The sequence below is a fragment of the Micromonospora sp. CCTCC AA 2012012 genome (assembly GCF_040499845.1).
Taxonomy (GTDB): Bacteria; Actinomycetota; Actinomycetes; order Mycobacteriales; family Micromonosporaceae; genus Micromonospora; species Micromonospora mangrovi.
Genome location: NZ_CP159342.1, coordinates 1,159,705 through 1,174,842, shown reverse-complemented (window position 1 = coordinate 1,174,842; position 15,138 = coordinate 1,159,705). Strand labels below are relative to the sequence as shown.

The following is a 15,138-nucleotide window of genomic DNA, read 5'->3' as shown; positions in this document are numbered from 1 at the left end:
TCACCGGACGGGCTCCGCCCGCTGAGTGAGTTCGTCCTGCTCGGTGAATTCCCGGAGCACGACGTGGGCGTTGGTGCCCCCGACGCCGAAGGAGCTGACCCCGGCGAGCCGGGCGCGGCCGGTGTCGGCCCACTCCTCGCTCTCGGTGAGCAGGCGCAGCCGGTCACCGGAGGCGATCTCCTCGATCGGCTTGACCGAGTTGGCCGTGCCGGGCAGGACGTGGTCGCGGACCGCGTACACCGCCTTGAGGAGTCCGGCGATGCCGGCGGCGGTGTTGCAGTGCCCGATCGACGCCTTGACCGAGCTGATCGGCAGCGGGGCGTCCCGCTCGCCGACGGCCTCGGCCAGGGCCGTGGCTTCGATCGTGTCGCCCAGCCGGGTGCCGGTCCCGTGGGTCTCGACGAAACCGATGTCGCGCCCCTGCACCCGGGCCGCGGCCAGCGCCCGCCGGATGACGGAGACCTGACCGTCGAATCCCGGGGCGGCGTAGCCGGCCCGAGCGCGACCGTCGTTGTTCACCGCCGAGCCCAGGATGACGGCGTGGACCGGATCGCCGTCGCGGAGCGCGTCCGAGAGGCGGCGCAGCAGCACCACGCCCGCGCCGTCGCCGCCGACGGTGCCGGTGGCGCCCTCGTCGAACGGCCGGCACACGCCGTCCTCGGCGTAGATCATGCCGGGCTCGTAGACGTAGCCGTCCACCGGATCGATCACGGAGACGCCGCCGGCGAAGGCGTAGTCGCTCCCGCCCGAGCGGAGGCTGGCGCAGGCCAGGTGGACGGCGACCAGCGAGGTCGAGCAGGCGGTGTCGATCATGACGCTCTCGCCGCGCAGGTCGTGCCGGTAGGCGTAGCGCGAGGCGGCGAAGGACGGTTGGGACATGAACGCCGCCGTCAGGTCCTCGTCCAGACCCGCCGTGGCGGGCCCGGCCGGGGTGGCGCAGCCGACATAGATGCTGGTGCGGTCGCGCAGCCGGTCGAGCGGCACCGCCGCGTCCTCCATGGCCGCCCAGAGGCACTCGTGGAGCATGCCGTGCTGCGGGTCGGTGACCCGCGCCTCGTCCGGGGTCAGACCGAACAGCTCGGCGTCGAACGCGCGCGGGTCGTCGAGCCGGCCCCACCGGGCGATGCGGCGCCGTCCGCCACCCAACTCGACGATCTCCGCGTCGGCGCCGGCCACACAGTCGCGGGACAGGTTCCGCCAGAAGGCGTGGACGTCGGCGGCGCCGGCGAAGCGACCGGCCACGCCGATGACGGCGATGGGCTCGTCGGGCGTACCGACCGTCGGGGCCTCGGCGTCCCGCGGCTCGGCGCCGGACGCCGCCGCCAGGAACTCCGCCTGCGCCCGCACGGACGGGAAGCGGAAGAGGTCCGCCACCCGGAAGTCGGCGCCGGCGTGCCGTTTCAGCGCCGACTGGAGCCGGGCCAGCAGCAGCGAGTGCCCGCCGGCGTCGAAGAAGTTGACGTCGTCGCCGGCCGGGGCGTCGTCGAGCACCTCGCGCCAGGCGGCGCGTACCGCGTCCCGCGTCGCGGGCGTGGCGGCGGCCCGGGACACCGCCGGCGCGACGGCGGCGGCGGTCTCCGCGCCGAGCAGCTCCGGAGTCGGCAGCCGCTTCGGGTCCACCTTGCCGTTGGCGTTGAGCGGGAGCGCGTCGACGCGGGCCCAGCGGGTCGGGAGCGCGGCGGCGGGCAGGACGCGGGCCAGGCGGTCGCGCACCTGCGTCGGCGTGGCGCCCGGCACGAGGACGACGTACGCCGCGATCTCCTTCTCGTCCCGGGCGTTGCGCCAGCCGGCGACGTGGCCCTCGCGGACGGCCTCGTCGGCCAGCAGTGCGGAGCGGACCTCGCCCAGCTCGATCCGCTGGCTGCGGATCTTCAGCTGGTCGTCGGTGCGCCCGATGAACTCCAGCTCGCCGTTCGGGAGCCGGCGTACCCGGTCACCGGTGCGGTAGAGCAGGGCGCCGGGGCGGCCGCTGAACCGGTCCGGCACGAAGCTCGCCGCCGTCCGGCGCGGGTCGCCCAGGTAGCCCGCGGCCACACCCAGGCCGCCGAGCAGCAGCTCACCGGGGGCGCCGACCGGGGCGGGATCGGTGGTCCCCTCCCGCACCACGTACGCCTCGGTGCCCGGCACGCAGCGCCCGAGCGGAAGCGCCCGGCTGGCCTCGTCGACGTGGTCGATCGGTGCGAGCACCGAGGTGAACGAGTTCTCCGTGGGCCCGTAGGTGTGCACCAGGACGCCCGGCCCGCACCAGGCGAGCGCGCGCGCCACGTGCGGGACCGAGGCGACGTCGCCGCCCAGGGAGAGCAGGGTGAGCGACTGCAGCAGCTCCGGCGCCTCGGTGACGATGGAGTGGAAGACCGGCGTGGTGATGATCAGCCCGGTCACGCCGTACCGGTGCACGGCGTCGCGCAGCTCGGTCGGCGCGAGCACCAGGGCCCGGTCGAGGACGACCAGCCGCGCGCCGTGCGTCAGGGCGCCCCAGATCTCGAAGGTGGCGCCGTCGAAGTTCAGCGGGCAGAGCTGCGCGACCCGGTCGTTCTCGTCGATCCGCAGGCGGCCACCGTTGCGCATCAGCCGGGCGACACCGCGGTGCGGGAGCAGCACGCCCTTCGGCCGCCCGGTCGAGCCGGACGTGTAGAGCACGTTCAGCAGCGTGTCCGGGGTCAGTGGCACGGCCGGCGGTTCGTCGCCCCCGGCCTCGGCGCTGATCTCCTCCAGCGTGTGGGCGGTGCAGCCGAGGCGCCCGGCGCCGTCGGCCAGCGGCGCCGTGGTGAGGATCCGGCGCATGCCCGAGTCCGCGACGATGCCGGCGAGCCGGACGGCGGGATGATCGGGGTCCATCGGCACGTACGCCTTGCCGGCCAGGGCGATCCCGAGGAAGGCGACGACGGCGTCGACGCCGCCGGGCATGAGCACACCGACCGTCGGGGCCGGCGCGTCGCCGTCCGCCGCGAGCAGCCAGTTCGCCACCCGGGACGCGGACGCCACCAGCTGGGCGTACGTCAGCTCCTGCTCGCCGTGCACGACGGCGATCCGGTCGGGGTGCGACCGGGCCACCTCGACGACCAGGTGCGGCGGCGGCACCGAGACGTCCACGGGTGTGTCGTCCCAGGTGCCGGTCGCGGCCGTGCCCGCGTCGGCCTCCCTCAGCAGGTCGCCGAGGGCGGCGTCCGGGTCCGCGGCGGCGGCCAGCAGCAGCCCGTGCAGCTGCGCCAGCATGGCGCGCACGGTCGTCGGCCGGTGGACGGCGGCGTCGTACTCCAACTGGAGGGTCAGGCGGTCGGGTCCTTCGACGACCGCCGCAGAGAGGTCGTACTTGACGGCCCCGAGGTCGATGTCGATGCGGGACACCGCCGTGTCCGGCAGCACGCGCAGCGGCCGGGGCTCGCTGAGGTGGGCGTACACGTTCCGGAAGGCCGGGTAGCGGCGGCCCTGCCCGGCGACCGCGGCGCGCAGGGCGGCGGTGTCGACCGCCGACTGCTCGAACGACTCCAGCACCTGGAGGTGCAGCTCGGCCAGGTGGTCGCGCCACGGCGTCGCCGGCGCGAAGGTCGAGCGGACCGGCAGCACCCGGCTGAACATGCCGATCGTGCGATGCGTGCCGGGATCGACGCGGGCGCTGAACGGCGTCGCCAGCAGCCCCTCGGTCAGGCCGCTCCACTGGTGCAGCACCACCGACCAGGCGGCGAGGCCCGCCGTGGAGACGGACACCCGGGCGCGCTCCACCATCGACCGGAGCGCGGCGAGCTGCGCGCCCTCGACGGTCGTCTCCTCGCGGGCCGCGCGCGACGGCCGCGTGCCCCGGACGAGGTCCGGGAGCGGCTCCAACGTCTCGGGGTCGGACCCGAGCAGGTCCAGCCAGTAGTCGACGGCGTCGGGGTCGGCCGGCTCGACCGGCTCCGCCTCCTCGACCGGCGGCGGACCAGAGCCGTCGATCGCCGCGTCGTAGAGCGCCAGGAAGTCGTCGACCGCCACCTCGACGGACCAGCCGTCCATCACGATGTGGTGGACGGTGAGCACCAGCAACGCGCCCTCGGGGTGCAGCAGCAGGTCCGCCCGCGCCACACCGGCGGAGCCGAGGGCTATCGGCCGCAGGCCGACCCGGGCCGCCCACGCGGCGCGCGCCTCCTGGTCCCACTCCTGCGCGACGCGGACCACCCGCAGCGGGGGCTCGACGGCGGCGGGGATCGTCTGGCGCAGCTGCCCGGACGCGTCGAGCCGGAAGGACGAGCGCAGCGCGGGATGGCGGTCGAAGAGCCCGCGCAGCGCCTCGCGGAGCGCGGCCTCGTCCGGCCGGGCGTGGAACTCCAGCGCCGTCGGGACGTTGTAGCGCGGGGACTCCGGGTCCTGACTCGCGGCCAGCCAGAGGTCGAGCTGTTCGGCCGTGGCGGTACGGATGTCGTCGGTCATCTCCGGGCACCCGCTCGCCGCAGCCGCGTTCCGTGCTGTCGCATCAGTTCCCGCCCTCCGCGGCCGGCCGGGAGGCCCGCTGATAGGTCTCGTCGACGCTGCGCCACAGGCCGGGGAAGAGCGAGTGCTCGGCCAGGCGCTCCAGCGTGCTGATCGGCGCGCCCCGCATGCTGAGCGGCTCGCCCGCGCGGTCGGACGCGTCGTCGCTGCGGGCCGCCGGGTGGCCGCCGATGTGGCTGCGGACCAGGCGCAGGTGGAGCTGATTCCACTCCATGCTCTTGCAGTCGAGCAGGTGGATGCCGTTGCGGACCTCGGCGAGGGCGGCCAGCCGCGCGTCGGGCATCGGCCCCTCCAGCCGGCCGGACTCCTCGATCAGGTCCCGGTGGCTGACGCCGTGCCGGGCCAGCGCGGCCTCGAAGGCACGCCACACGGCCGTGCAGACCCGGCGCAGGTTCCGGCGACCGGGCGAGTCGAGGCCGGTGGAGTTGGGCATCAGCAGGTCGCGCATGTTCAGGAAGCTGGCCTGCGAGAACGACGTCTGGAGCAACCGGACGGTCTGCACGGGGAGTTCGCCGAGTCCGACGGTCCGGCCGAGCAGCCGGCTGGCCAGGGCGAAGTCGTCATCGTCCAGCGCCGTGCAGATGCGGCAGAGCTCGTGGTGCATGGAACACCAGGCGTACTCGCTGACCAGGTGGAGCACCTGGAACATCCGGTGGTCCGCGTTCAGGAGCTTGGCCTGGGGGACGAGCGCCTGCAGCGCGCCCGTCACGCCGATCTCGGCCTCGTAGTCGCTGTCGCGGTCGTATTCGAACCGAAGGAGACGGTCCGATTCATCCGGGTTGAGCACCGCTCGTGCTTCGCCGGCCCTCCCGGTTCCGCCGGGCCTCCCGGTTCCACTGCGCGCAGCAGTCACCAGCGATCGCCCTCCCCAGTTGCCCGAACCACCAGCGGCGAGGAGCCTATGCCAATCACCGGCAAAGGTGAAGGCCGCTCTCGCCGCCCGCTCCTTACCACTGTGGACGGAAATTCTCCGTGCTCAGGGCCCCAGGATCCGGATCGCCGCAGCTCAGTCGGGTCGCTTCCGCCGAGGGCGCCGCGTCCCAGATGGCGGACAGCCGACTCCGCGGGGAGCGCTGACAGATCTACGACGTTCCCGGGCGCGGCGAGGCCGCCGGCCGTCCCCCGCGCGGCCCGGTGGACACACAGGTCAGGGCCTCGGCCCAGGGTGGACTCCCCGCGGCACCGCCCCGGACCGACCGTCCGGAGGGCTCTTCACCTTTGCCGGAGATTGGCATACGCTCCCTGCCTCAAGTGCGTGCCGGATCCGGGGGAGGACGATCGCTGGTGGCTGTCGCCCGCAATGCGACCGCAGTCCCGGCGACGTCGATGCGAGGCCACTCGTGATCGTCGATGGAGTCCGCGACAGGACGCGGCACCAGGCGCCTCTCCGCCGGCTCGGGCACGCAGACACATTTCCGTCGCCCACAAGGCGCTCCAGGCAAGGATCCATTGGTCGATGAGCAACAGCAACGGGGAAGCCCAGGTCCGCGAGGTGCTGTCCACGTTCCACAAGGATCTCGTGAACCTTCCGGCCGACGTGGATCTGATCGATTCCCGGCTGATCAACTCGCTGGCGTTCATCTCGTTCATGCAGGACCTGATCGACGCCTCGGGCCGGGAGCCCGACCTCGACGCGGTCCCGATCGCCAAGCTCCGCACCATCGAGGGGCTCGTGGAGATCTTCTTCGGCTCGGACGAGCCCGTCGCGCAGGGCGCGGAATGACGCCCGGGCAGGCGGTCGCCGCCGGCCGGGGGTTGACCTCGCTCTCCGCCGAGCAGTTCCGGATCGTCGAGGCCGTGGACGCGCAGGTGCTGGAGTGGGCCGCGCGGATCGGTGCGCCCGCCGAGCGGCACGCCGAGCTGCTCACCGTCGAGGACCTGTCCCGGATCGACTACTTCGACAGCTTCCCGCAGCTCGCGCACCGCGTCACGCCCTGGCTCGACGAGCCCGCCGAGGACGAGCTGGTGCTCACCTCCGCGGCCTGTTACGGCGCGTACTTCTCCCGCCTCGGCTCCACGGTCGGGGACCGCACCCTGCTCACCGTGCGGCAGACGTGCCGACGCCGGGAGGTCGAGTACACGCCGCTGCGTCGACAGCGCGAGTTCCAGATGCGGGAGGTGGTGATGATCGGCAGCCAGGCCGAGGTCCAGGCGTTCCTGGACGAGGGCCGGGCGGCGATCAGCGCCATCGCCGCGTCGCTCGGCGCCACGGGAGAGTTCCTGGTCGCCGCCGATCCGTTCTTCAGGAAGAACGACCAGCGGCTGCTGCACCAGAAGCTGTTCCCCACGAAGCAGGAGTTCACCGACGCCAGCGGCCTGGCCATCGCCTCGGTGAACTCGCACCGCAACTTCTTCGGCGAGCGCTGCGACATCACGCTCGCGGACGGGACGCACGCCTTCACCGGCTGCGTCGCCTTCGGTTTGGAACGCTGGGTCGACACGCTGACCCGCAGCTCGCACGAGTCGGCGTAGGCAAGGAGACAACCGCCAGATGACCACCACGACCAAGTCGCCGGACCGCTTCGCCGCAGTGCTCGAACGACTGACCCAGAAGTCCGTCAACGACCACTACAACCCGTACACGCACTTCGACTGGCCGGACTCCCTGCCGGAGGAGGCCTACTGGATGTCGCCGTCGCTGCTGAGCATCCACGGCACCGAGCTGGAGTCCGAGCTCACCGAGGCCCAGAAGATGGCGCTCAGCAAGTGGGAGAGCATCAACTTCTACAGCATGAACGTGCACGGCATCCGGGAGCTGCTGACCGAGGTCATCGACCGGATCCACACGCGCGGCTTCGAGGAGGCGTCGGAGTTCTTCCACCACTTCATCGGTGAGGAGAACGAGCACATGTGGTTCTTCGCCGAGTTCTGCCTGCGCTACGGCGGCAAGCTCTATTCCACGCTCCGCCTCAAGGGCGAGTCGGAGCAGCAGAGCGACCTGGCGAACTTCCTGGTGTTCAGCCGGATCCTGCTCTTCGAGGAGCTGGTGGACCACTACAACACCACGATGGCGAACGACGAGCTGCTGCACGACACCATCCGCGAGATCAACCGGGTCCACCACCGGGACGAGTCCCGGCACATCGCGTTCGGCCGCGAGCTGGTGAGCATGCTCTACGAGCGGGCCCGCCCGGCGATGACCGAACAGCAGCGTGGCGAGGTCGAGTCCTACCTGAAGGACTACATCGCCGTCATCCTGAACTCCTTCTGCAGCTCCGTGGTCTATCGCGACGCCGGACTGGGCCACATCGCGGGGCTGCGCAGCCGGGTGCTCGCCCACCCGGGACGCAAGGCCGCGGTGAAGCTGGCGGTCCGCAAGCCGATGGGCTTCTTCGTCAAGCAGGGGATCTTCACCGATCACACGATTCCCGGGCTGTGACCGCCACGCAGGAGCGCACGGCGGTGCCGTTCGCCGAGATCCGGGACCGGCTCGGCGAACGGTACGCGCTGGCGCAGGTCACCCTCGCCGAGCTGGAGGCCGACACGAACGCGGTGCTGCGGCGCCTGCGGGAGGAGAGCCCGATCGCGGTCTGCGCCGAGCTGGAGGCGCTCTTCGCGCTGCGCTGGGCCGACGTGCAGACCGTGGTCTCCCGCTCGGAGCTGTTCCGCTCGGATCAGCCGGACAGCTTCCTGACCCGGTTCGTCGGGCCCAACATGCTGCACAGCGAGGGGCGGGAGCACCAGGCCGCCCGGTCGGCGGTGCTGCCCGCGTTCCGGGCCACCGACCCCGGCATGCCGGCCGAGGTCGACCGGCGGTACGCGCAGCTGCGCGGAGCGCACGACGACGGTACGCCGTGCGACCTGGCGAAGGAGTTCTGCATCCCGCTGGTCGCCCAGGCCACCATCAACCTGCTCGGCTGCGAGGACGCCGTGACGCCGGCGCAGATGGACCGCTGGGGTCCGCTGGTGAGCAAGGGCGCCTTCGACTTCCATGAGTTCGGCGCCGCCCGGGACGACGTCGACGGCGTCCGCGCCGAGATCTCGGCGATGGTCGCGGAGTACGTCGACGGCCGGCGACGCGCGCGTCCGGACTCGGTGCTGGGCTGCATGGCGAAGGCGTCCAGCTCGCTGGACGAGACCCGGCGGATGGTCGAGTTCATGATCATCGGTGCGGACGCCGGACCCCGCGAGGGGCTCAGCACCGTGCTGGCGTGCGTGCTCACCGCCGACCGCGAGGTGCGCAGCCGACTGGTGGACTCACCGGCCCTGCGGCAGAGCTTCGTGGACGAGGCGTTGCGCTGGGAGTCGCCGATCGGCGGCATCACCCGCGAGGCGCGGGTCGACACCGAACTGTCCGGCGTCGCGATCGAACGCGGCACCCGGGTGATCGGCGTGCTGCCCAGCGCGAACCGGGATCCGCTGCGCTGGCCGGACGGCGACACCTTCGTCCCGGACCGCGGCGACCGGGCGCACCTGTCCTTCGGCGCCGGCATGCACGGCTGCATCGGGGCCGCGCTCAGCCGCCGCCTCGCGGACGCGATGGTCCTGGCCGTGGCGTCGGATCCGGCCGTGCGGCCGTACGCCGTCCCGCAGTACCGGGGCTGGTGGTACCGCGGCCCGTCGGCCGTCCTCGCGACCTGGACCTGATCCCCGCGCGTGTCGTGGACCGCCGCCGGAGACCTCCGGCGGCGGTCCCCGCGTCATCGGCCACGCCGGGACCGCGACGAGCGGGTCAGGCCGGCAGCGCGACGGCGGTGAGCAGCAGGCCGTCGCGAGCCAGCCACCGACCGGTGAAGCCGGTGAGTTCCCGGCCGCCGACCGTCGGACCGGGGACCAGCAGCCGCGCGTCGAAGGTGCCGCGGTCGGCGTCGATGGTCAGCCGGGCGTCCATGAAGCCGAGCCACCTGCCGGTCAGCGGGAACCAGGCCTTGTAGACCGACTCCTTCGCGGAGAAGAGCAGCTTGTCCCAGGGCACCGGCCTGCTCAGGCGCGCCAGGCCGGCCAGCTCGGCACGCTCCTGCGGCAGCGACACCAGCTTCAGCACACCGTCGGGCAGCGCCTCGCCGGGCTCCGCGTCGATGCCGATCGTGACCATGTCAGCGGCCCTCGCCACCGCGGCGGCGCGGTACCCCGGGCAGTGGGTGATGCTGCCGACCACTCCCGGCGGCCACCGCGGGGCGCCGCCCGCGCCGGACAGGACCGGGGATGGCGGCACGCCGAGACGCCGCAGCGCGCGGTGTGCGCAGTGCCGTCCGGTCACGAACTCGGGGCTGCGCCGGCCGAGGGCGTCGACGGCGATGCGTTCCTCGTCCGGATGCAGCGCGACGCCGACCGGGTCGGACGACGACTCGGCGACGATGACGGTCGCCGGGAGGAGTTCCGCGAGCACGGCGGCGTCAGGGCCGGGGCTTGTTCGACTCCGCCATCATGATCTTCCACTGGTGCTTGCCCTGCCGCGCCCGCTCGGCGGCGAGCCGGGCATCGGTACGGGCCGCGATCCGCTCGTTCTCCCGCAGCAGCTTGTTGTAGCTCACCAGGCGCCGCGCCGGGAGCAGGCCCACCGCGATGGCCTCCTTCACCCCGCACTGCGGCTCGGCGTCGTGGGCGCAGTCGTGGAACCGGCAGCCGACGGCGTACTGCTCGATGTCGGAGAACGTCCGCTCCACGCCGTCGCCGCCGTACAGGCCGACGCCGCGCAGGCCCGGCGTGTCGATGAGGACGCCGCCCGGGATGGGGATGAGTTCGCGGGTCGTCGTGGTGTGGCGGCCCTTCTCGTCCCGCTCGCGGGTCTCCCCCACCGTCATCACCTCGGCACCGGCGAGGGCGTTGGTCAGGGTCGACTTCCCCGCGCCGGACGGGCCGATCAGCGCGGTGGTCGTCGGCAGGCACGCCCGGAGGACGTCCATGCCCGTACCGTCGGCCGCGCTGACGACGAGGACCGTCGCACCCGGCGCCGCCGTCTCGACGTCGTCGATGTGCGCCGGGTCGTGGGGCACGTCGGCCTTGGTCAGCACGACGATCGGCTGGGCACCGCTCTCCCAGGCCAGCGCCAGGTAGCGCTCGATGCGCCCCAGGTCCGGCTTCGCGGCGAGCGAGGAGGCGATCAGCACGGCGTCCACGTTGACGGCGAGGGCCTGCCCGTCCGAGCCCGCCCCGGCGCTGTTACGCACGACGGCGGTGCGGCGCGGCAGCAGCGCCGCGAGCGCGGCCGGGCCCGACGCGCCGAGGTCGACCGCGGCCCAGTCGCCGGTGCAGGGGCACTGGACAGGATCGGGGTCCAGCACCGCCGCGGTGTCGGCCCGGATGGTGCGGACGCCGGTGCCGGCGGCGTCGGCGATCACGACGTCGCAGCGGCCCAGGTCGACCCGCGCCACCCGACCGGGGACGAACCCGGCCTCGGCGAGCGGCCCGCACTCGGCCGCGAGCTGCGCGGTCCAGCCGTACGCGGCCAGCGGGTGGTCGGCCCCGGCGGGGGTGAGGTCTTCGGAGGATGACACGCGTGGGCCCTTCCCGGCGGGTGGCGACGACCGACGGTCCTTGCTGCGCTCTCGCGCCGGACAGCCTAACGCAGGCCACCGGCCCGGCAGCAGCCCCGAGGACGGCTCAGCCGGTGCCGCCGACCCGGCGCGCCGAGCGGGCCGTCGGGCCGACCGGCCGGCCGACCCGGGCGACGTGCAGCAGCCGCTCCGGCGCCACGTCCAACGTCGCGCCGAGCGCGGCGCGGGTGGCCGACGCGTCGATGAGCTGGCTCAGCGGGTGTGCCGCCAGCCCGGCCGCGTGCAGGGTCAGCCAGGTGCGCATCAGCACCCGTCCGAACTCGACCTGCGCCGCGTCGTCCATTCCGGTCGGCCCGACCAGCACGATCACGGTGCCGCCGAGGGCGAGCGGGTGGCCGGCCGCCGTGGCCAGCAGCCGGGGCAGCCCGAGCGGGCGCAGCACCGGGTACGCGGCCAGCGCCGCCCGCAGCCCGGCCGCCTCGCCCGGGGAGAGTTCCAGGCAGCGGCCGGTCAGCCCGTCGGCCCGGTAGCGCGGGTGGCGCGGCGTGAGGCGCAGCCAGGTGCGCAGTTCGGCGACGACGGCGGGGTCCGCGTACAGGTGCCGGTCGGCGGTGGTGAGCAGCCGGGTCAGCAGGTCGGCGTCCGACACGACCCGGACCTCTCCACCCGCCTGCCCGGCGACCGCGTCCAGCGCGGCGAGCGTCCCGGCGTCCGGGCCGGCGGAGAACCGGCCCCGGTGGGTACGGCGGCCCTGCACCTGCGCCGCCGTGAACGGGCTGCGGTAGCCGGGCCGGGACAGCCGCAACCACCCCACCCGGCGGTCCTGCGCGCAGTGGTCCGGGACGTACTCGATCGGCAGTCCGAGGTCGGCCGCGACGATCAGGCAGGTCTCGACGAACGCGCCGAGCGACAGTCGCAGGTCACGGCCGGTGGGGTCGGCGGCGGGCAGGGCGTCGGCCGGGTCCCACCCGACGTGGACCTCCTCGTCCCGGTGGTCGAGCCGCCACGGCTGGGTGTTGTGCGCGCTCGGCGCCCGCCAGCACAGCGGTGCGAGCACGCGCAGCGCGGAGATGTCCATCTACAGTTCCTTCTCATAGAAGGTGTAGCCGTGCAGCGGCCGGCCGCCGAGCGCCCGGAACTGGGCGGCGGAGGCGGGGTTGTCCCGGCCGACGTACGTGCTGCGCAGCGTGGTGTAGCCGCCGGCGTGCAGGTTGCGGCGCAGTTCGGCGGAGAGCAGCCGCTGGTAGCCGCGTCCCTGGTGGTCGGGGAGGACGCCCTTGATGATCAGCACCGCCTCGCGGCGGTAACGGCGTCGGGTGGCCAGCAGCCGGAGCTGGTTCAGCGGGTGCAGGTCGCCCCGGACCCGGACCAGGAACTCGCTGATGTCCGGCAGGCAGAGCACGAACGCCACCGGCACCCCGCCCCGGGTCAGATAGAGCAGCAACGACTCGTCCAGCAGGTACGCCAGCCCGTCGGTCTGCCGGCGCAGCTGCGCGGCGGAGATCTGCGTGTAGTAGCCGAGCTGGGCGAAGGAGGCGTTGAGCAGCTCCCGCAGCAGGTCGAGCTGCTCGTCGAGCCGCCGCACGTCACCCCGGTGCACCCGCAGCTCCCCCTCGGGCGGGTCGGCCGGCGTGCCGGGGCCGGAGATGGGGCAGATCCAGGTGTCCGACTCGAACCGTCGGCGGAACCCGGACGACTCGTAGGCGGTGACGTAGCGGGGCGGGTTCCAGGCGCTGTCGACGAAGCCCCGGTCGGCGAAGCCTGCGGTGATGACCCCGCCGGCCTGGTTGGGCAGCAGCGCGACCGGGCCGAAGAGCGCGTCGCGGTCACCGGCGGCGCGGGCGGCGGCGGTGATCGCCGCGAGGAGCGGCTCGGCGGCCGGTGCGGTGAACTCGGTCAGCCCGAACAGCTGGCAGCGCCGGCCGAGCTTGGCGTCGAGGGCGGCGTCGGTGTGCAGCGTCGTACGGCCCACCACCGTCCCGCCTGTGTCGCGCAGCACGTACATCGGTGTGCCGTCGCGCCACCAGCGGCGGATCTGCTGCCGGGGGGTGGGGACGAAGCGCGGCTGGTCGGCGTACACCCGGTCGGTGAGCGCGAGGAACTCGCGCAGGCCGCGGCGGTCGACGACCCGCTCGAAGCGGGTCCGGTCGGCGGTCACCGGCGCACCGCCGGGCCGGTCCGCTCCGACGTGAGCGGGGTGAAGGTCGGGATGTGCGCCATCTCCGGGGACTCGGCCCGCCACACCCCGTTGGAGTAGCCGTCGGGTTCGGCGGTCCAGAGCCGGATGAAACCGCCGGTGGCGTTGCGGGTGCCGTCGGTCACCCAGGCCATCAGCCGGCGGTGCTGCCGGGACCGGGCGAAGCGCAGCATCGCGTCGCGGTCGGCGAAGAAGGCGATCGTGCCGAGCGTGCAGGGGAACTGCCAGTAGACGGTGTGCCAGCGGTAGCCGGGCGTCCGGCGCAGGTCGCGGACCATCCGCCGCCACGCCGGGAACAGCCGCAGGACCGCCAGCGGGCTGCGGTAGCGGGTCGCGCCGACGAACATGGCGTCGGCGTCGGCCTGGGCCGGGGCCCGGGAGAAGTCACGGGTACGCATCATCAACCCACCAGGTAGACGTTCTTGATCTTCTGTGGTCCGGCGAACGGGCCGGTGCCCGGTTCGTGTGTCTCGACGCGCAGGTCACCGGCGGTCGGGTCCTCGGTCAGTGACTGCGCGAAGTCGCGGGAGACCGCCGCGAGGTGTCGGCGCACCCCGTCCCGGCAGGCGGCGGTGAGCGCGGCGCGCTCCGGCGCGTCCAGCGGGCGGCGCAGCTCCAGGTGGATCACCGGCCGGGTCTCCAGCGCGGCGTCCTCGACCAGCGTCAGGCAGAACCGGCTGATCTGCGCGGCGTGCGGGTTGCCGGTGTACAGGCCGTACTCGACGTCCTGTGGGTAGAGGTTGGCGCCCAGGTAGGACACCGTCGAGTCGCGCCGGCCGAACAGCAGCAGCACCGGCAGGGCCATCCCTTCGGTGGACAGCGCCGCCCGGCACTCGGCCCAGGCCTGCGGGTCGGCGCGGACCAGGTCGAGGATCCGCCGCTGGTCGAGCAGGAGCGCCTCGTCGCCGACGTTGTAGCGCAGCCGCGGCTGGATGACGTCGAGACCGGTGACCGTGCAGAGCAGTTCCTGGCGCTCGTTGGTCTCCAGGTAGGTGGCCAGCGGGTTGTACTGGAACACCATCGGCAGCCGCTGCTCGTCCGCGCCGAGCAGCGCCGTCCGCAGCGCCGCGTCGGTGCGCAGGCGGCGGCGCAGCCACACCGTGAAGCGGGTCTCCGCGCCGATCCCGATGGTCAGGTCCGACGCCCCGTACGCCGACCGCACCCGCACGAACCGCTCCTCCAGGTAGTCCCGCAGCGCCTCGGTCATCCCCTCTCCCCCGCAACTGGCCTGGATCCGGTACCGCGACCAGGGGAAACCCTCGGCGTCGAGGCGGTCCCGCAGGTGCTTCAGGAACGGCGGGTACGCGGTCACCAGATAGTCGAAGTCCGGGCCGAACTCGCGCAGCGTGTCGACGACCTTGCCCAGGTCGGGGCCGGTGTTCTTGACCACCGCGACCCGGGCCAGCGCGGCGCCCGTCGTGGTCCCGGTCGCCCAGGCCCCCATCGAGTACGCGTTGATCACGAACGGTCGGCGCATCGGGAAGACCAGGCTGGTGTAGCCGACGATGTCGTGGTGCACGGCGCGCAGTTCCCGCTCGCCGCGCGGCCAGTTGAACGGCCGACCCGACGAGCCGGCCGACTCGTCGACCACCACGCCCCGGGCCGGCAGCCGGCCGCCCCGGCAGCGCCGGGCGGCGTCGTACGCGACGACGTAGCTCTCCTTGTCGGTCTCCGGGAAGTCCCCCAGCCGACGCCGCTCCCCCGGCCGGGCGCGCCCGTCCGGTCGGCTCCGCAGGAAGTCGCGGTACGCCGGGACGTCCAGCGCGGCCAGCGCGCACACCGCCCGGGCGTTCGCCGCCGCCAGCCGGTCCAGCACCGGGTGGTGCCGCCGGGCCGACCACCGCCACCGGCCGGGACGGCGTACGACGAACCGCAGCGCCGCCCCGAACAGCCGGCAGCGCAGCGACAGCCGCACCCGACGCAGCCGTTCCCCGACCGTCAGCCCGGGGTACGCGACGGCGGGCGGGGCGGCGGGTCGGTGCAGCGTCTCGGCCATGCCGGAAAGTCTCGTCGGGTTCGGACGGACGGGCCTGAGCC

The 15,138-nt window shown here is 73.6% G+C and carries 12 protein-coding genes; 4 read left to right on the top strand and 8 right to left on the bottom strand.

The window, feature by feature from the left end:
- Together ABUL08_RS05410 and ABUL08_RS05405 are read right to left on the bottom strand one after the other, a co-directional pair.
- Positions 1-4,407: an amino acid adenylation domain-containing protein gene (locus ABUL08_RS05410; protein ID WP_350935088.1), complete on the bottom strand. Its 4,407-nt coding sequence runs from the start codon at positions 4,405-4,407 to the stop codon at positions 1-3.
- A 43-nt stretch (positions 4,408-4,450) separates the two neighbouring features.
- Positions 4,451-5,176 (bottom strand): hypothetical protein, encoded by a 726-nt coding sequence (locus ABUL08_RS05405; protein ID WP_350935086.1) that lies wholly within the window; start codon positions 5,174-5,176, stop codon positions 4,451-4,453.
- A 747-nt stretch (positions 5,177-5,923) separates the two neighbouring features.
- Here ABUL08_RS05405 and ABUL08_RS05400 point away from each other — a divergent pair.
- Genes ABUL08_RS05400 through ABUL08_RS05385 form a run of 4 tightly spaced genes read left to right on the top strand, consistent with a single transcriptional unit; the run spans position 5,924 to position 9,054 of the window.
- Entirely contained in the window at positions 5,924-6,190 is a 267-nt protein-coding gene (locus ABUL08_RS05400; protein ID WP_350935085.1) for a hypothetical protein, read from the top strand.
- Positions 6,187-6,939 (top strand): class-II aminoacyl-tRNA synthetase family protein, encoded by a 753-nt coding sequence (locus ABUL08_RS05395; RefSeq protein WP_350935083.1) that lies wholly within the window; start codon positions 6,187-6,189, stop codon positions 6,937-6,939. Before ABUL08_RS05400 ends, ABUL08_RS05395 begins: the two co-directional genes overlap by 4 nt.
- A 19-nt stretch (positions 6,940-6,958) precedes the next feature.
- On the top strand, positions 6,959-7,846 hold the full coding sequence (locus ABUL08_RS05390; RefSeq protein ID WP_350935080.1) for a diiron oxygenase: 888 nt from the start codon (positions 6,959-6,961) through the stop codon (positions 7,844-7,846).
- On the top strand, positions 7,843-9,054 hold the full coding sequence (locus ABUL08_RS05385) for a cytochrome P450 (protein WP_350935078.1): 1,212 nt from the start codon (positions 7,843-7,845) through the stop codon (positions 9,052-9,054). Before ABUL08_RS05390 ends, ABUL08_RS05385 begins: the two co-directional genes overlap by 4 nt.
- A gap of 85 nt (positions 9,055-9,139) precedes the next feature.
- Here ABUL08_RS05385 and ABUL08_RS05380 read toward each other — a convergent pair whose 3' ends face one another.
- From ABUL08_RS05380 to ABUL08_RS05355, 6 genes are all read right to left on the bottom strand, one after another.
- The gene (locus tag ABUL08_RS05380) at positions 9,140-9,796 is read right to left on the bottom strand and encodes a 4'-phosphopantetheinyl transferase family protein (protein WP_350935077.1); all 657 of its coding nucleotides are present in this window, start codon (positions 9,794-9,796) and stop codon (positions 9,140-9,142) included.
- Between the two features lie 7 nt (positions 9,797-9,803).
- On the bottom strand, positions 9,804-10,904 hold the full coding sequence (gene rsgA / locus ABUL08_RS05375) for a ribosome small subunit-dependent GTPase A (protein ID WP_350935075.1): 1,101 nt from the start codon (positions 10,902-10,904) through the stop codon (positions 9,804-9,806).
- A gap of 106 nt (positions 10,905-11,010) precedes the next feature.
- Positions 11,011-11,982 (bottom strand): nitroreductase family protein, encoded by a 972-nt coding sequence (locus ABUL08_RS05370; protein ID WP_350935073.1) that lies wholly within the window; start codon positions 11,980-11,982, stop codon positions 11,011-11,013.
- Positions 11,983-13,062 carry a GNAT family N-acetyltransferase gene (locus ABUL08_RS05365; protein WP_350935071.1) on the bottom strand — a complete coding sequence of 360 codons (1,080 nt, stop codon included), beginning with the start codon at positions 13,060-13,062 and terminating at the stop codon, positions 11,983-11,985.
- Entirely contained in the window at positions 13,059-13,502 is a 444-nt protein-coding gene (locus ABUL08_RS05360) for a DUF4188 domain-containing protein (RefSeq protein WP_350935070.1), read from the bottom strand. Before ABUL08_RS05360 ends, ABUL08_RS05365 begins: the two co-directional genes overlap by 4 nt.
- Complete coding sequence (locus ABUL08_RS05355; protein WP_350935068.1) at positions 13,502-15,097, bottom strand: phenylacetate--CoA ligase family protein; 1,596 nt, start codon at positions 15,095-15,097, stop codon at positions 13,502-13,504. Before ABUL08_RS05355 ends, ABUL08_RS05360 begins: the two co-directional genes overlap by 1 nt.
- Between the last annotated feature and the right edge of the window lie 41 nt (positions 15,098-15,138).